The following is a 16,273-nucleotide window of genomic DNA, read 5'->3' as shown; positions in this document are numbered from 1 at the left end:
TCCAACTATTTCGATGACAACGACTGAATTGCGGCTGCGGCCGACCGCTCGTTGGCGTCACAGATGTTCGTCGGCGGCTGTCCTGGAGGTTCTTGACTCGACATGGTCAGGGTCTGCCCGTCGTTGATGTCGATGCCCACGATGCATGCATCGTCCTTCGTCAGGACCACGCTGACCGCCTTGTAGCCAGAAACCTGCCCCTCGGTGATGACCTTGTCAGGGGCGGGAGACAGGTACTTCTGGTAGCCCTGCGCTGAATCCAAGATGAGGGTCAGGGCGAACGGGTCGTCCTTGTGGAGGTAGGTGCACCCCACGGCACCCGCGTCCTTGCGTACGGGTGGCAGCACGTTGGGCCGCAGCCGGAGCTCGTCGAGCTGAGCGGTGGTCAGGACCGAGCACGGGTCGACCGTCGCGATGTTGATGTCTCGCGGACGGTCAGACGCGGGCGCGGCGCTGATGGACGACGACGGGTCCGAGCTGGACGAGCTCGGGTCGGGCGACGGAACATCCGTCGCCGCGCCGCCGGTTGCTGTCGCGCACGCGCTCGCGGAGAGCGCCAGCACAACTCCACTCAGACAGGCCACGGGAAGTCGCAGCACCGTCATCACCCGGGCGGGATGACGTCGCTCGCCCCGTAGCTTGCCGCGTTGGACCGCAGTGTCTCGGAGACCTCGAACATCTGCGTCATACCGCCGGTGAGAGCCTCGCGGGCCATGTCGGCGGACGTGGCCAGATTGTTCCGTGCCAGCGCGGACACAGGGTCGGCGGCGGCGGGCTGACCGGCAAGGTCGTCGTGGCTGAGGTTCGCGCTCTGGGCCAGCACCGAACGAATCTCGTCGAACCGCGCGATCGTGGCCGCGACCGTCTCGGGCTCGAACTTGAGCACCTTGTCGCCGATCGCGAAGCTGGCGCCCCCGCCGTCCATGGCCATCAACATGCCGAAACCCCTCCCGTGGTCCTTTGCCTACGTTAACAAGGACGCAGCCGCAACGACAACGGTTCCCCGGGGTTCAGGCCCAGTGTGCGCACGGTGAGGGCCGATCGGGCAGCGTCCGTGGTCGCTGTGACGACGGGGGCTGCCGGATCATGGCGGACCGGTGACGGCTGACACCCGCGCCGACCCGTCGACGGTCCCGCGGGACCGCCGACGGGGGTCACGCGCTGAGGTCGGCCCGGTCCGCGGCGGCCCGCCCGGCGTGCCACCCGCTGGCGTCGACCCGGGTGCGGCGCCGCCGGCCGAGCGCGGGGAACAGCTCCTCCAGCGCCCGGTCCACCGCCTCGGAACGCCGCGCCAGCACGGGCACCAGGTCCGTCCCGTAGGCCTCGGTCGCCTCGTCGCGGGCGTGCTCGCGCGCCGCCTCGAGCCGCTCCCCGATGCGCACCGCGTAGGAGAACAGGAACGCCCGCCGGAACGCGGGCGAGCCGGCCCCGGGCGAGCGGCCCGCCTCGGCCAGCGCCCGGGTGGCCTGCACCAGCAGCGACGTGAACAACATCTCGGAGAGGTCCAGGTCGCCGGGGTGCCCGACGACGGTGGCGGCGCCGATCGACGACGTCCACACCACCCGCACCCCGTTCGCGGTGCCGACCGCGTCGAGCAGCTGCACCTTCGCGCTCGCGTACGGCTGCTCCACGTGCACCCGCCGGGCGACCACCCCGGAGCCGGTCCCGGCGGGCTGCGCCGCGTCGAGCACGGCGGCGTCGATCGCGTGCCGGGTCATCAGGTCCTGCGCCTTGGCGGTCAGCGCGTCGGCCTCGTCGGGGAAGTCGGTGGACTCGGCCTTGGCCAGCAGCCCCCGGATCCGGGCCAGCACCTTGGGCTCGGGCGCCGCCCCGGACGCCGCGGCCGCGTCGGTCAGCGGCGGGCGGCGGTGCGCCCCCCACTGCGACGGCGCGGGGCCCAGGGCCTCGAGCCGCGGGAGCACGGTGAGCTGGCCGAGCAGACGCAGGCAGTCCCGCCAGCCGTCCTCCGCCGACAGCCCCTCCCGGGACCACCACCCGGCGACCACGGCCTCGCCCCGGCTGACCTGCGCCCCCACCTCGGCGAGCTGGTCGAGCCACTCCTGCGGCGCGCGCTGCGCCGCCCGGGCCAGCAGCGCCTCGTGCGCGACGACCTCCACCAGCAGCCGGCCGACCCGCTGCGACCACTGCTTGCGCACCGCGTGGGCCAGGTCCCGCGGTTGCCAGCCGTGCTCCCACAGCATCCCGACCGAGCGCAGCAGCTGCGCGGTGACCAGCCCGTTGGTGTCGACCCCGGCGTCCACCGTGCCCAGGGCGACGACGTGGCGCTCGAGCTCGTCCCCGTCGGACCGGGGCCCGAACGCGGCGTCGGCCCCCGAGCGGAGCAGCCCGGCGACCAGCCGCTCGTCGGGCACCGTCTCCGAGCGGCGGCGGAACTCCCGCCGGGGCCGTCGGCTCTCACGTGTGGTGGTCATGGCCCCATGGTGTCGGAGGGGTCCGACAGAACCGGGACCACCGTCGTCCGCGGTGCGTGCGCCGCGTGTCCCCGGGACGTCGGTGCCGGCTCGTACCCTGGGGGCCATGAGCAGCGACGGCGTCAACCTGTCCAAGGTCACCCTGACCAAGTCCGCCCCGTCGGTGTCGCTGACCAAGCGCGGCTCGGCCGGTGGGCAGCTGCGGGTCAACCTGAACTGGACCGCCCGGCCCGCGAGCAGCGGGGGCGGTGGCTTCTTCAAGCGGCTGACCCAGGGGGTGCAGCCGGGCATCGACCTCGACCTGGGCTGCCTCTACGAGCTGGCCGACGGCAGCAAGGGCGTCGTGCAGGCCCTCGGGAACTCCTTCAACTCGCACCCGGGCCCCGCGGGACGTCCGGTGGTGCGCCTCGACGGCGACGACCGCTCCGGCGGCAACCAGGGCGGGGAGAACCTGCTCGTCGACCTCGACCAGGTGCAGGCCATCCGCCGCATCCTGGTCTTCGCCTACATCTACGAGGGCTCGCCCAGCTGGGCGGACGCGGCCGGCGTGGTCACGCTGTACCCGGCGTCGGGCGAGCCGGTGGTGGTGCCGCTCGACGAGACCGACCCCAGCGCCCGGACCTGCGCGATCGCGATGCTCGACAACACCTCCGGCGAGCTGCGCGTCGACCGGCTCGTCCGCTACGTGCAGGGCTCGCAGCAGGCCCTGGACCAGGCGTTCGGCTGGGGCATGACGTGGAGCACGGGCCGCAAGTAGGTCAGCGCAGGACGCGGCTCAGCGCAGCTCGGCGGCGCGCAGCCGCGCGGCCAGGGCGTGCAGCTCGTCGCGCAGCCGGGCCCGCTCGGTCAGGCTCATGCCGGTGTCCTCCGCGACCACGGCCTGCGCCGCCCGTGCCTCGTCCCGCAGCGCCGCGCCCGCCTCGGTGAGGGTGAGCTGCACGGTGCGCTCGTCCTCCGGACGGCGGGCGCGGGTGACCAGCTGGTGCGACTCGAGCCGCTTGAGCAGCGGCGACAGGGTGCCGGAGTCCAGCTGCAGCCGGGTGCCCAGCTCGCCGAGGGTGATGGTCTCGCGCTCCCAGAGCACGAGCATCACCGCGTACTGGCTGTAGGTGAGCCCGATCTTGTCCAGCATCGGCCGGTAGCACCCGGTCATGGCCCGCGACGCCGTGTGCAGGGCGAAGCAGAGCTGCTCGTCGAGGACGAAGTCCTCGCGCTCGGGCGCCGTCATCACTACAGCGTAGGGCACCCTCAGCCGGGACCGGCACCCCCTGCTGCCGCGGCGTCACCGCAGGTGCGCGCGGTGGCGGCGGCCGGCTCGGGGCACAATCGCTCGTCGTGCCCCGCTCCCCGCTGCCCGCCGACGAGCACGTGCACTCCGAGTTCTCCTGGGACACCGGCCCGGACGCGTCGATGTGGCGGGCCTGCGAACGGGCCGCCGAGCTGGGCCTGCCCGCGATCTCCTTCACCGAGCACGTCGACTTCACGTCCTGGGCGCCCGGGGACGTCCCGCTGGTCGAGGACCACCGCCCCCGCGCCCCCGGCTGGTACGCCCCCGTCGACGTCGAGGCCTACCTGGAGTCGGTCGACCAGTGCCGGGCGGACTTCCCCGCGCTGCGGGTGCGCACCGGCATCGAGACCGGGGAGCCGCACCTGTTCGCGGGCAGCGTCGCCGGGGTGCTGGCGCAGGGCCGCTTCGAGCGGGTGCTGGGGTCGCTGCACTCGGTGGTCCGCGACGACGAGCTCGTCGGGGTGGGCCGGGTGCTGCGCCGCGGCGAGGACCCCACCGAGCTGGTCCGCGAGTACTTCGCCGAGCTGCTGGCGATGGTGCAGGGCAGCGCGGTGTTCGAGGTGCTCGCCCACTGCGACTTCCCCCGCCGCTACTGGCCCCGGCACCGCGGCCGCTTCGAGGAGGCCACCTTCGAGGCGGAGTACCGGGCGGTCTTCGCCGCGCTGGCCGGGTCCGGGCGGGTGCTCGAGGTGAACACGACGAGCCCGCTGGCGTCGGTCGAGCTGCTCGGCTGGTGGCGGGAGTGCGGCGGGGAGCGGGTGAGCTTCGGCAGCGACGCGCACGTGCCGTGGCGGGTGGGTCAGCACTTCCGGGAGGCGGCGGCGGTCGCCGAGGCGGCGGGGTTCCGTCCCGGGGACGACCCGGGCGACTTCTTCCATCTCTGAGCCCCGCGTCAGGCGGCCACCCGTGCGTGCCGGCCTAGGTCGAGCAGGGTGTCGCCGGGGCGGGCGAGCTCGGCGTCGTGGGTCACGCACACCACCACCCGGTCGGCCAGGCCGCGGCGCAGGTCGGCGACCAGGGCGGCCGCGGTCGGCGGGTCGAGGTGCGCGGTGGGCTCGTCGAGCAGCACCACGTCCCGGTCGGCGAGCAGCGCCCGGGCGACGGCCAGGCGGCGGCGTTCCCCACCGGAGAGCGCGGCCCCGCCCGAGCCGACGCCGGTGTCGAGCCCGTCGGGCAGCCCGGCCAGCAGCGGGCGGAGGCCGACGCGGTGCAGCACGGCGCGCATCGCGGCCTCGTCGGCGCCCGGGTCGGCGAGGGCGAGGTTGGCGCGGACGCCGGCGGCAAAGACGTGCGCGTCCTGCGGGCACCAGGCGGTGACGGCGCGGAGCTCGTCGGTGGTCGTGGTCGCGGTGTCGACGCCGCCCAGGGAGACGGTGCCCGCGCGGGGCCGCAGCGCGCCGAGCAGCACCGCGAGCAGCGTGGACTTGCCTGACCCGGACGGCCCGGTGACGACGAGCCAGCTGCCGGGGGCGGCGTGGGCGTCGACGCCGGTGAGCACGTCGGGGCCGTCGGGCCAGCCGGCGCGCAGCCCGGTGACGTCGAGCCGGCGCACGGGCCGGGGCAGTGCGACGGGGTTCCCCGGCTCGGCGGGGACGGGCGCGGCGAGGACGTCGGCGGTGCGGGTGCGGGCGTCGGCCCACGCCCGCCGCTGCCGCAGCGCCGCCCCCAGCGCGGTGAGCGGCTCGAGCAGGGCCAGCGGGGCGAGCGCGAGCACGGCGACGACCGGGGGTGCGAGCGTCGGCGCGTGCAGAGCGGTAGCGCACACCGCGGCCGCACCGCAGGCGAGGACGGAGACGGCCGTGGTGGCGGCGGTGGCCCGGGACGCGCGGCGGGCGGCGCTGCCCTGCCGGCGGCCCAGGGCGTCGAGCCGGGCCACGGCGGCGTCGGCCAGCCCGTGGGCGCGCAGGTCGGCCGCACCGTCGAGCACGGTCGCGGTCTCGTGCAGGGTGCGGGTGGTGAGCTCGTCGGCCTCCCGGGCGGGGCCCCGGTCGGCGGCCCGGTGCACGGCGGCGATGACCGCGACCGCGACGGCCAGCACCCCGGCGGTGACGAGCCCGACCTGCAGGTCGAGCACGGCGAGGGCGGCCGCGGTGCCGGCGAGGACGGCGCCGGACACCCACGGCGGGGCCAGCACCCGCACCGAGAGGTCCTGCAGCAGGCCGACGTCCCCGACCACGCGGGCCAGGGCGCGGCCCGGGGTGCGGTCGGCGGCCGGGCCCTGCGCGGTGAGCGCGGACCACACCCGGGTGCGGGTGCGCGTAGCCAGGGACAGCGCGGCGTCGTGGGTGGCGAGGCGCTCGAGCCAGCGCAGCCCGGCGCGGAGCAGGCCGGTGGCGCGGACCCCGACGATCGCGACGAGCAGCGTGAGCATCGGCGGCTGCTCGGCGGCTCGGACCACGAGCCAGCCGGAGATGGCGGTGAGCGCGACGGCCGAGGCGGCGGACGCCGTGCCCGCGGTGACGGACCGGGCGAGCGCAGCCCGCGGCCAGCCGAGCCCGTCCACGTCGTGCCCGCGCCCCTGCCCTCGCCCGGCGCACTTTGCGGTGTCCGGGAGGCCCTCGGGAGAACGGATAGTGCGCCCGGCGCGAGAGGGCAGGTCGCGGCATGTGGGCGCAGCGCGGTCCAGGGGGGCCTGCTGGCCGCGGGATGTGGGCGAAACGCCGGGGGCGAGGTCGAGGGTGCGGTCGGCCAGGGCGGTCAGGGCCGGCTCGTGGCTGACGAGCACCACCCGCACCCCGTCGACGCCGCGCAGCTCGGCCAGCACCCCGGCCACCAGCGCGGTGGCGTCGTCGTCCAGCGAGGCCGTGGGCTCGTCGAGCAGCACGACCCGCGCCCCGTGCCGCACCCGGGCCAGCGCACGGGCGAAGGCGACCCGGGCCAGCTCGCCGGGGGACAGGGTGCGGCACAGCCGGTCCGCGAGGTGACCGGCACCGACCCGGGCCAGCTCGGCCGGTCCGCCCCCGTGCACGGCGAGCTCGTCGGCGACCGTCGTGCCCGTGGTGCGGGGGTGCTGCGGCACCAGGGCGACCGGCCCCGGCAGCGCCACCGTGCCCGAGGTCGGCGCGACCGCCCCCGCCAGCACCCCGAGCACGGTCGACTTGCCGCACCCGCTGGGCCCGCGCAGCGCCAGCACCTCCCCGGGCGCCACCGCGAGGCTCACCCCGTCGACCGCGGGGTGGTCGCGACCGTCGAAGCGCACCACCAGGTCCCGGACCTCGAGCCCCGCCCCCGCCGTCACCGCCGGGACGGCCACCGGCAGCGCCAGGAGCTCGCGGGACGCCCGCACCGCCTCCGCGGCGTCCTCGCTCGCGTGGTGCGCGGCGCCCAGCGCGCGCAGCGGGCCGAACGCCTCCGGGGCCAGCAGCAGCGCCAGCAGCCCCACCTGCAGGCCCAGGCTGCCGCCCACCAGCCGCACCCCGACCGTCACCGCGACCAGCGCGACGGACAGGGTGGCCAGCACCTCGAGCACCAGCGCCGAGAGGAACGCCACCCGCAGCGTGGCCAGGGTGCGCTCGCGGTGGGCGCGGCCGAGCCGCGCCAGGGTGGCGAGCTGGTCGGCGGCCCGGCCCAGCCCGACGAGCACGGGCAGCCCGCGGACCAGCTCGGCGACGTGCTCGGCCACCCGGTCCAGGGCGGCGGCCGCGGCGGCGGTGCTGTCGCGGGTGTGCATCCCCACCAGGGCCAGGAACAGCGGCACCAGCGGCAGCGTCACCCCCACCAGGACGGCGGAGAGCGGGTCGGTCGCCCCCAGCGCGACGAGGACGACCAGCGGGACGACGGCGGCGTCGGCGAGCGCGGGCACCACGGTGGCCAGGGCCGGCCCGAGCTCGTGCAGCCGCGTCCCGGCGAGCACCGCGGCCGGCCCGGTGCCCCCGGCGGCGTCGACGGCCTCGCCGCGCCCGGCCAGCAGCCGGGTGAGCACCCGCGAGCGCAGCGCGTCCTCCCCGCGGCGGGCGTCCCGCGCGGCCAGGACGTCGCCCAGCCCGCCGGCGCCCGCGCGCACGGCCGTGCCGGCCAGGGCCAGCAGCGCCCAGCCCGTCACCGCGCCGCCGTCGACCACCGCGGCGACCGCGCCGGAGAGCCCGACGGCCAGGGCCACGAGCCCCCCGGTGCGGACCAGGGCGACCAGCCCCGCGCGCACCAGCGCCGCCCGCAGCCCGGGGGTGCCCTCGAGCGCGGCCAGCGGCCCCCTCACGACGGCACCGGCGCGGTGTCGTCCACCGTCAGCCGGCGGCGGAACACCCAGTAGGTCCACGCCTGGTAGCCGAGCACCACGGGCAGCCCGACGGCGGCGACCCAGGTGATGACGGTGAGGGTGTACGGGCTGACGGACGCGGTGGCGGTGGTGACGTCGAACGCGGGGGAGAGCGTCGAGGGCAGCACCACCGGGAACGCGGACCCGAAGATCGTGGCGGTGCTGCCGAGGAGCACCAGCGCCCAGGCGGCGAAGGCCTGCCCCTCGCGCCCCGCGCGCAGCCGGTCCCAGGTGAGCACCACCCCGGCGGCGGCCAGCGCCCACGTCAGCGCCGCGGGCCAGCCGCCCGAGCGCCACGCCACCAGGGCGGCCCAGCCGAGCAGCGGCAGCGCCGCCACCGGGGCCAGGCGCACGGCCAGGGCCCGGGCCCGCTCGCGCACCGGGCCGTCGGTCTTCAGGGCCAGGAACACCGCCCCGTGGGTCACCGAGAACGCCAGCACCGCGACCGATCCCAGCAGCGCGGGCCACCCGAGGCCGGACAGCGGCCCGCCCACCCGGGTGCCGTCGGCGTCGACGGGCAGGCCCAGCGTGGTCGCGCCCAGCGCCGCCCCGACCCCCAGCGCGGCCACGACCGAGGCGCCGGTGATGACGCGGGTCCACAGCGCGTCCCAGCGGGCGTCGTGGTGGGCGTGGCGCCACTCGAACCCCACGGCCCGGACGATGAGGCCGAGCAGCACCAGGACGAACGGCAGGTACATCGCCGGCAGCCAGGTGGCGTACCACCCGGGGAACGCGGCGAACACGGCCCCGACCGCGGTCACCAGCCACACCTCGTTGCCGTCCCACACCGGGCCGATGGTGCGCAGCAGCAGGTCCCGCTCCCGGGTGTCTCGGCCCAGCACGGGCACCAGGGCGGCCACGCCGAAGTCGAAGCCCTCCAGCAGGAGGAACCCCGTCCACAGCACGGCGACGGCGACGAACCAGACGGTCTGCAGGTCCACGGTGGACTCCTCGTCTCCGGTCGGTGGGCTAGTGGGCGAACGAGAGGACGCCGTCGCGGGCGTCGTGCTCGTCGTGGGGGTCGGTCCGGTCCCCCGGCTCGGGGGGCACCCCGGCGCGGACCAGCTTGACGAGGATCCCGAGCTCGACCACGGCGAGGACGCCGTAGAGCGAGGCCAGGACGACGAGCGAGGTGAGCACCTCCCCGGCCGACACCCCGGGGGAGACGGCTTGCGCGGTGAAGAACCAGATCCGTTCCGCCGCAGGCACGTCGGGATTGGGGACGACCACGAAGGGCTGGCGGCCCATCTCGGTGAACACCCAGCCCGCGGCGTTGGCCATGAACGGGGCGGGCACCGCGGCCAGCGCCAGCCACATCCCGGTCCGGGTGCGCGGCAGGCGTCCCCGCCGGGTGGACCACAGCGCCAGGGCGGCCACGGCCGCGGAGGCCAGCCCCATGCCGATCATCAGCCGGAAGCCCCAGTAGGTCACCGCGAGCAGCGGGCCGTAGTCGACGGGCTGCCCGGCCAGGTCGCCGAAGCGCGACGGGTCGTCGGGGTAGGTGGCGCCGTAGGTGTCGGCGTAGGACTGCTGCAGCTCGTTCACCCCGGGCACGGCGGACGAGAGGTCGCCGTGCGCGAGGAAGCTGAGCAGGCCCGGGACGGTCCAGGAGTGCACGTCGTCGCAGGTGTTCGAGCCGAGCTTGCCGATCGCGAGCACCGAGAACGACGCCGGCGCCTCGGTGGTGCACAGCGCCTCCGCCGAGCTCATCTTCATCGGCTGCTGGGCGTACATGAGCTTGCCCTGGTAGTCCCCGGTGAGCGCCACGGCCAGGAACGCGGCCAGCGACACCCAGCCGCCCAGGCGCAGCGAGCGCCGCCAGACCAGGTGGTCCACGTCGGTCACCGGCAGCTCGGCCGCGCGGCGGCGGTGCAGGTGCCACCAGCCGACGGCCACGAGCAGCGCGCCGGCCACGGCCAGGGAGGCGGCGAGGGTGTGGCTGAACGCGGCCACCGCGGTGTTGTTGCTGAGCACGGCCCAGACGCTCACCAGCCTCGGCTTGTCGCCGTCCATGACGACGCCGACGGGGTGCTGCATCCAGGAGTTGGCGGCGATGATGAAGTACGCCGAGACCACCGAACCGAGGACGGCCGCCCACAGCGCGGCCAGGTGCAGCCGCTTCGGGATCCGTCCCCAGCCGAAGATCCACAGCCCCAGGAACGTCGACTCCAGGAAGAACGCGAGCAGCGCCTCGAGGGCCAGCAGCGAGCCGAACACGTCGCCGACGAAGCGGCTGTACTCGCTCCAGGCCAGACCGAACTGGAACTCCTGCACCAGCCCGGTGGCGACGCCGAGGGCGAAGTTGACCAGGTAGATGCGGCCCCAGAAGCGCGTCATCCGCAGCCACTCCGCCGACCCGGTGCGCACCCACATCGTGTGCATCACCGCCACGAGCAGGCCCAGGCCGATCGTCAGCGGGACCATGAGGAAGTGGTAGACGGTGGTGATCCCGAACTGCCACCGAGCGATGTCGAGCACGTCCACGGTCAGCTCCCTGGGTGTCGTCGTACCCTCGGATCTAGTTCTACGCGCCGTAGACAGGTATTTCTACGAGTCGTAGAAGAGTGGTCGTGTGAGTCGGGTGACAGGAGGTGGGCAGTGGCGTCGCTGGGAGAGCTCGAGCGCGAGGTCATGGACCGGCTGTGGAGCGACGGGCCGCGCAGCGCGGCGGAGCTGCGCGACGGCCTGGCCGCGCGGGGACCGGCGCTGACCACCGTGCACACCGTGCTCGGCCGGCTGGAGCACAAGGGCTTCGTCGCCCACGACGACGCGCGGCCGCGCCGCTTCCGGGCCGTCGCCACCCGGGAGGACCACGTCGCCGGGCTCATGCACGAGGTGCTCGGGCAGGCCGGGGACCGGGACGCGGTGCTGGCCCGCTTCGTCTCCAGCGTCAGCGACGACGAGGCCGCGGCGCTGCGCCGGCTGCTGGCGCGCGGCCCGACCCCGGGGTGAGCACCCTGGCGTGGACGGCGCTGGTGCTGGCCGTCCTCGCGGCCGCGCTGGCCTGGCCCGTGCCCGCCCTGCTCGACCGCTGCGGCTGGACCCGCCGCGACCCCGGGGTGGCCCTGCTGTGCTGGCAGGCGGTGGGCCTGGCCGGCGGGCTGTCCATCATCGGGGCCCTGCTGGTGCACGGGCTCTCACCGTGGGGCGGCTCGCTGCCCGGCGCCCTGCTCGACGTGGCCACCGGGCGCGGCGCCACCGACCCGGTGCGCGGTGACCACTGGGTGGCGCTGACCCTGGCGGTCGCGCTGGCCGGGGAGCTGCTCGGGGTGCTCGTGCTCTCCGGCGTGCGCACCGCCCGCACCCGGGCCCGGCACCGCGAGCTGCTCGAGCTGGTCACCGACGAGGCCGGCCGCGGCGTCCCCGTGCCCCGGCTGCTCGACCACCCCGCGCCCGTGGCGTTCTGCGTGCCCGGGTCACGGCCGCTGGTGGTGCTGAGCTCGGGGATGCTCGCCGAGCTCGACGACGACGAGCTGGCCGCGGTGCTGGCCCACGAGCGCGCCCACCTGCGCGAGCGCCACCACCTGCTGCTGCTGCCGTTCGTCGCCTGGGAGGCCGCCCTGCCCGTGCTGCCCGCGGCGGCGCGCGCCCACGAGGCCGTCGCGACGCTGGTCGAGATGCGGGCCGACGACGTGGCCGCGGCCGGTGGGGTGCCGCGCGACGTGCTGGCCCGGGCGGTGGTCGCAGCGGTGGGGTCGGCGGCGGCCGTGCCCTCGGGGGCCCTGGCGGCCGGGGCCGGTTCGGCCGAGCTGCGGGTGCGCCGGCTGCTCACCCCGCCGGAGCCGCTGGGCGTGCCCGGCCGCGCCCTGGCCCTCGCCGGCGCCCTGGCCCTGCTGCTGGTGCCGACCGCGCTGCTCGTCCTGCCCGCGCTGTAGCCGACCCGCCCCTCGCACACTGCCCGCAGTGTGGCCCCGGCCGGGCGGGAACCCCCCACACTGCCCGCAGTGTGGCCCCGGCCGGGCGAGGGACACGGCACAGTGCCCGCAGTGTGCGGGGGCGCGGGCGGGCGGAGGGGTCAGTGCTTCCAGCGGACGGCCGCGCAGACCTCCTCGGGCGAGGCGTCGGCGAGCAGGGTCATCTCCCCGCGCCGCACGTCGGCCAGGCTCACCGCCAGCTGCTCACCGAACGCCTCGCGCAGCACCACGTCCGCCTCGAACGCGGCCACGGCCTCGCCGAGCGACGTCGGCAGCGCGCGGATGCCTGCCTCGGCGCGCTCGTCGTCGGACAGCGTCGCCGGGTCCACCTGCACCGCGTCGGGCAGCACGGACCCGGCCGCCACCCCGGCACGGCCCGCGGCCAGCAGCGCCGCGAGCAGCAGGTACGGGTTCGCGGCCGCGTCCACGCACTTCACCTCGAGGTTGGCCGCGGCGTCCCGGTTGCCCACCGCGCCGGTGACGAAGCGCAGCGCCGACTCCCGGTTCTCCACCCCCCACGTCGCGTACGCCCCCGCCCAGTGCGACGGCACGAGCCGCAGGTAGGACGCGACGCTCGGCGCCCCCACGGCCAGCAGCGCGGGCAGCCGCTCCAGGATCCCGGCGACGAACGCCGCACCCTCGGCCGTCGTCCCCGCGGGCCCGTCACCTCCGGCCATGAGGTTCACCCCGTCGCGCCACAGCGACAGGTGCGCGTGCCCCCCGTTGCCCACCCCGTCGGCGACCACCTTGGGGGAGAACGAGACCCGCAGCCCGTGCGCGGCGCTCACCGCACGGATGGTGTCGCGGACCAGCAGCGCCGTGTCGGCCGCACCCACCGGGTCCTCCGCGGCCACGGACACCTCGAGCTGCCCGGCGGCGTACTCCGGGTGGAGCTGGCCCACCTGCACGCCCTGCTCGGCCAGCGCCTCGAGCAGGTCGCGCGCGTAGTCGCTGACCTCGGCCAGCCGCGTCATCCCGTACGCGGGCCCGGAGAGCGCGGGCACGAAGGCGTCCGGGTCCTCGGCCGTCCCCGCGGGCAGGCCCACCACCCACTCCACCTCGTAGGCGCAGCGCACGGTGAACCCGTCGGCGGCCAGCTCGTCGACCACGCGGCGCAGCAGGGACCGCGAGCACTGCGGGTGGACCACCCCGTCCTGGTCGAACCGGTCCACCGGTGCCCACGCCCACCCCGGCTGCCCCGCGAGCACCGTGAGCCGGGACAGGTCCGGGTGCAGCCGCAGGTCGCCCACCGCGGAGCCGGCAAACCGGCCGGCGACGATGGAGTCGTCGAGCAGGAACCCGTCGAACACCCCGCTCATGCCGACGCCCCACCGCGCGGCCGTGGGCAGCCCGGCCAGCGGGACGGTCTTGACCCGGGTGATGCCGGAGGTGTCCACCCACGGCAGCGCCACCCCGACGACCCCGGCGGCGTCGAGCCCGCCCAGCGCGTCCTCGGCCCTCGCCGCGCGGGCGTCGCGCTCGTCCTGGGTCAGCTGCTCCGGCTGGGACTGGGTCACGGGGCCTCCTCGTCGACGGGCCTGCACACTTCGGGCGTGGCTGACCTCGACCCCACCCTTGCCCACCTCGCCCTCACCGACCACCACTGCCACGGCGTGGTGCGCCGCGACCTCGACGCGGACGGCCTCGCCGACCTGCTCACCGAGGGCGACGGGCCGGGGGTGGGACGGCTGGACTCCGCCATCGGGTTCGCGCTGCGCCGCTGGTGCCCGCCCGTGCTCGACCTGCCCGCCCACGCCCCCGCCGAGGACTACCTGGCGCGCCGCGGCGAGCTGGGCCACGCCGAGGTGTCCCGACGGATGCTGGGTGCCACCGGCACCTCGACGTTCCTCGTCGACACCGGGCTGGAGCCCGAGCCGTTGACCAGCCCCACCGAGCTGGCGGGGCTGGTCGGGGGCACCGGCCGGGAGGTGGTGCGGCTGGAGACCGTGGCCGAGGAGGTGCTGGCCGGGGGGTGCACCGCGGGCGGGTTCGCCGAGGCGGTGCGGACGCGGCTGGCGCAGCGGTGCGCCGACGCGGTCGCGGTGAAGTCCGTCGCCGCGTACCGGGTGGGCCTGGCCCTGTCCGGGGAACGACCCTCGCCGGCCGAGGTGGCCGTCGCCGCGGGCCACCTGCTCGACGCCGGGGGCGCGCCGCGGGTCGCCGACGAGGTGCTGCACCGCTTCCTGCTGTGGTGCGGGGTCGACCTGGGCCTGCCGGTGCAGCTGCACACCGGGCTCGGCGACGCCGACGTCGACCTGCACCGCTGCGACCCGACGCTGCTGACGCCGTGGCTGCGGGCCACGGCCGGGGCGGGGGTGCCGGTGATGCTGCTGCACGGCTACCCGTTCCACCGCCACGCCGGGTACCTGGCGCAGGTGTTCGACCACGTGCACGTCGACGTCGGCCTGGCCACCCACCACGTCGGGGCCCGGGCCCGGGAGGTGCTGGCCGAGCTGACCGAGCTGGCGCCGTGGTCGAAGGTGCTGTTCTCCTCCGACGCCTACGGCCTGCCCGAGCTGTACCTGCTGGGCACCGTGCTGTTCCGCCGCGCGCTGGGCGGGCTGCTGGCCGACGGGGTCGCGGGCGGGGAGTGGACGGGGGCGGACGCGGTGCGGGTGGTCGGGATGGTCGGCACCGGCAACGCCGCCCGGGTGTACGGCCTCTAGCCCCCTCGTGGTCGAGCGCCGGTGTGTGGCGGCCGCAGGGGCCCGGGAGCGCGCCACACACCGGCGCTCGACACCGGCGGCCGGGGTCTAGCGTCGGGCGGGCACCGTCAGCCCCAGCAGAGGAGCCCCGCCGTGTCCGTCGTCGTCGTCGCCACCGCCCTGCCCGCCGAGGGACACCGCGAGGAGGTGATGGCCGCGTTCGAGCGTGCCGTGGTCACCGTCCACGCCGAGGACGCGGGGTGCGAGCTCTACGCGATCCACGAGGCGAAGGACCGCATCGTCATGATCGAGAAGTGGGCCAGCACGGGTGACCTCGCCGCCCACGGCAGCAAGCCGGCCCTGACCGCGCTGCGCGACGAGCTGGCCGACCGGCTCACCGCCCCGCTCGACGTCGTGGTGCTCACCCCGCACCCGGCCGGCACCCCCGAGCAGGGCACCCTCTAGGCGACCCGCCGGGCCCGCGCCGGCTGCGCGGGCACTGAGTCCGGGTGCAGCACCGACGCGATCGCCTCGACCCCGTCGACGAGCCGCGGGCCGGGTCGCACCACGAGCCCGTCGCCGTCGAGCGCCCACACCGGCACCCCGGGCAGCTCCCCGGCGACGAGCGCGGCCTGGGCCGCGGCGCCGTCGAGGTGGAAGCCGCACGGGGCGACGAGCACGACGTCGGGGGCACTGGCGCGCAGGGCGTCCCACGTCACCGGGACCGACCGCTCGCCGGGCCGCGCACCGACGGCCTCGCCGCCTGCGGCGGTCACGAGGTCCGGCACCCAGTGCCCGGCGCCGAACGGCGGGTCCACCCACTCCACGACGAGCACCCGCGGCCGGGGCCGTCCCGCGACGGCCGCGGCCACCGCGTCGAGCCGGCCGCGCAGGCCCGCCACCAGCGCGGCGGCCTGGGGCGCGCGGCTGGTGCGGGCCCCGACGCGGCCGATGTCGGCGAGCACGTCGTCGAGCCGGTGCGGGTCGAGGGTGAGCACGTCCGCGACCGTGCCCAGGTGCCCCAGCGCCTCGGCCACGGTGGCGCCGGGCAGGGCGCACACCTGGCACAGGTCCTGGGTGAGGACGAGGTCCGGGGCCAGGGCGGCCAGGGCGTCGGCGTGCAGCGTGTAGAGATCCTCGCCCGCGGCGACCCGGGCCCGGACGGCGGCGTCGATCTCCCCGGGGGTCAGCCCGGCGGTGTCCAGGCCGCCGACGACGACGGTGTTGTCGCGGCGCGCACGCTCCGGCTCGTCGCACTCGAAGCTGACCCCGACGAGGGCGTCGGCGAGGCCGAGGGCGTAGACGACCTCGGTGGCCGCGGGGAGCAGGGAGACGATGCGCACCCCGACGACGCTAGGCGCGGGTGAGCGCGAGCGCCCCGAGACCGACGAACGTGGCGGCCCCGGCCGCCACCCCGAGCAGCGAGCCGGCCGGGGCGCCGCGGCGCACGCCGATGACCGAGGCGGCCACGTCGGCGGTGTCCACCACCAGGCCGGCCTGCAGCGCGGCCCGGCGGACGGCCGGGTCGGGGTGGCGGACGGCGGCGGCCAGGGCCACGTCCCGGACCCCGAACAGCCGCCCGATGATCCCGGCGCCGGCGGAGTACTCGGCGTCGCGGGCGACGTGGAAGGTGCGGTAGGCGAACCGCGGGTGCGCCCAGGTCACCGCACCCGCGGCGGCGCGGGCCACGGACATGACGAGGGCGGGGTCGAGGGAGCGGGCCATGGTGTCCTCCGGTT

At 76.4% G+C, this 16,273-nt stretch carries 16 protein-coding genes; 6 read left to right on the top strand and 10 right to left on the bottom strand.

Going from position 1 to position 16,273, the window contains the following annotated elements; genetic code table 11:
- Positions 1-5: 5 nt before the first annotated feature.
- The 3 genes from ACYVOF_RS17980 to ACYVOF_RS17970 all read right to left on the bottom strand — a co-directional run bounded on the left by ACYVOF_RS17980 (position 6) and on the right by ACYVOF_RS17970 (position 2,432).
- Positions 6-605 (bottom strand): DUF3558 domain-containing protein, encoded by a 600-nt coding sequence (locus tag ACYVOF_RS17980; protein WP_460868987.1) that lies wholly within the window; start codon positions 603-605, stop codon positions 6-8.
- Positions 605-937 (bottom strand): PE domain-containing protein, encoded by a 333-nt coding sequence (locus ACYVOF_RS17975; RefSeq protein WP_460868907.1) that lies wholly within the window; start codon positions 935-937, stop codon positions 605-607. The genes ACYVOF_RS17980 and ACYVOF_RS17975 overlap by 1 nt, the downstream gene beginning before the upstream one ends.
- Positions 938-1,154: 217 nt before the next feature.
- On the bottom strand, positions 1,155-2,432 hold the full coding sequence (locus ACYVOF_RS17970) for a DUF2786 domain-containing protein (protein ID WP_460868905.1): 1,278 nt from the start codon (positions 2,430-2,432) through the stop codon (positions 1,155-1,157).
- Between the two features lie 106 nt (positions 2,433-2,538).
- Between ACYVOF_RS17970 and ACYVOF_RS17965 the strand changes: the two genes are divergently transcribed.
- Complete coding sequence (locus ACYVOF_RS17965) at positions 2,539-3,189, top strand: TerD family protein (RefSeq protein WP_460868903.1); 651 nt, start codon at positions 2,539-2,541, stop codon at positions 3,187-3,189.
- 18 nt (positions 3,190-3,207) lie between these two features.
- Here the strand turns inward: ACYVOF_RS17965 and ACYVOF_RS17960 are convergent, their stop codons facing one another.
- Entirely contained in the window at positions 3,208-3,660 is a 453-nt protein-coding gene (locus ACYVOF_RS17960; protein WP_460868901.1) for a MarR family winged helix-turn-helix transcriptional regulator, read from the bottom strand.
- A 107-nt stretch (positions 3,661-3,767) separates the two neighbouring features.
- Between ACYVOF_RS17960 and ACYVOF_RS17955 the strand changes: the two genes are divergently transcribed.
- The gene (locus ACYVOF_RS17955) at positions 3,768-4,604 is read left to right on the top strand and encodes a PHP domain-containing protein (protein ID WP_460868900.1); all 837 of its coding nucleotides are present in this window, start codon (positions 3,768-3,770) and stop codon (positions 4,602-4,604) included.
- Between the two features lie 8 nt (positions 4,605-4,612).
- Here ACYVOF_RS17955 and cydC read toward each other — a convergent pair whose 3' ends face one another.
- From cydC to ACYVOF_RS17940, 3 genes are read right to left on the bottom strand one after another with little or no spacing between them, the layout of a single operon-like run.
- Positions 4,613-7,915 (bottom strand): thiol reductant ABC exporter subunit CydC, encoded by a 3,303-nt coding sequence (gene cydC / locus ACYVOF_RS17950; protein ID WP_460868898.1) that lies wholly within the window; start codon positions 7,913-7,915, stop codon positions 4,613-4,615.
- Positions 7,912-8,916 carry a cytochrome d ubiquinol oxidase subunit II gene (cydB, locus tag ACYVOF_RS17945; RefSeq protein WP_460868896.1) on the bottom strand — a complete coding sequence of 335 codons (1,005 nt, stop codon included), beginning with the start codon at positions 8,914-8,916 and terminating at the stop codon, positions 7,912-7,914. Before cydB ends, cydC begins: the two co-directional genes overlap by 4 nt.
- Positions 8,917-8,944: 28 nt before the next feature.
- Positions 8,945-10,459, bottom strand: a complete 1,515-nt coding sequence (locus tag ACYVOF_RS17940) for a cytochrome ubiquinol oxidase subunit I (protein ID WP_460868894.1) — start codon at positions 10,457-10,459, stop codon at positions 8,945-8,947.
- A gap of 114 nt (positions 10,460-10,573) precedes the next feature.
- On the opposite strand from ACYVOF_RS17940, the gene ACYVOF_RS17935 reads away from it, so the two are divergent.
- Positions 10,574-10,927, top strand: a complete 354-nt coding sequence (locus tag ACYVOF_RS17935; RefSeq protein ID WP_460868893.1) for a BlaI/MecI/CopY family transcriptional regulator — start codon at positions 10,574-10,576, stop codon at positions 10,925-10,927.
- On the top strand, positions 10,924-11,850 hold the full coding sequence (locus ACYVOF_RS17930) for a M48 family metalloprotease (protein WP_460868891.1): 927 nt from the start codon (positions 10,924-10,926) through the stop codon (positions 11,848-11,850). Before ACYVOF_RS17935 ends, ACYVOF_RS17930 begins: the two co-directional genes overlap by 4 nt.
- A gap of 140 nt (positions 11,851-11,990) precedes the next feature.
- Here the strand turns inward: ACYVOF_RS17930 and ACYVOF_RS17925 are convergent, their stop codons facing one another.
- Positions 11,991-13,406, bottom strand: a complete 1,416-nt coding sequence (locus ACYVOF_RS17925; protein ID WP_460868889.1) for a type I glutamate--ammonia ligase — start codon at positions 13,404-13,406, stop codon at positions 11,991-11,993.
- A gap of 36 nt (positions 13,407-13,442) precedes the next feature.
- Here ACYVOF_RS17925 and ACYVOF_RS17920 point away from each other — a divergent pair, with 36 nt between their 5' ends.
- Positions 13,443-14,555, top strand: coding sequence for an amidohydrolase family protein (locus ACYVOF_RS17920; RefSeq protein ID WP_460868887.1), 1,113 nt, complete (start codon positions 13,443-13,445; stop codon positions 14,553-14,555).
- Positions 14,556-14,687: 132 nt separating this feature from the next.
- Positions 14,688-14,999: a putative quinol monooxygenase gene (locus ACYVOF_RS17915; protein ID WP_460868885.1), complete on the top strand. Its 312-nt coding sequence runs from the start codon at positions 14,688-14,690 to the stop codon at positions 14,997-14,999.
- Here the strand turns inward: ACYVOF_RS17915 and ACYVOF_RS17910 are convergent.
- Positions 14,996-15,877, bottom strand: coding sequence for an ABC transporter substrate-binding protein (locus ACYVOF_RS17910; RefSeq protein ID WP_460868883.1), 882 nt, complete (start codon positions 15,875-15,877; stop codon positions 14,996-14,998). The genes ACYVOF_RS17915 and ACYVOF_RS17910 overlap by 4 nt on opposite strands.
- 10 nt (positions 15,878-15,887) lie before the next feature.
- Positions 15,888-16,259 (bottom strand): hypothetical protein, encoded by a 372-nt coding sequence (locus tag ACYVOF_RS17905; protein WP_460868881.1) that lies wholly within the window; start codon positions 16,257-16,259, stop codon positions 15,888-15,890.
- Between the last annotated feature and the right edge of the window lie 14 nt (positions 16,260-16,273).

The organism is Rhodococcus aerolatus, assembly GCF_054783215.1.
Note: the sequence above shows the minus strand (reverse complement) of the source record. Positions and strands in the feature narration are given on the sequence as shown.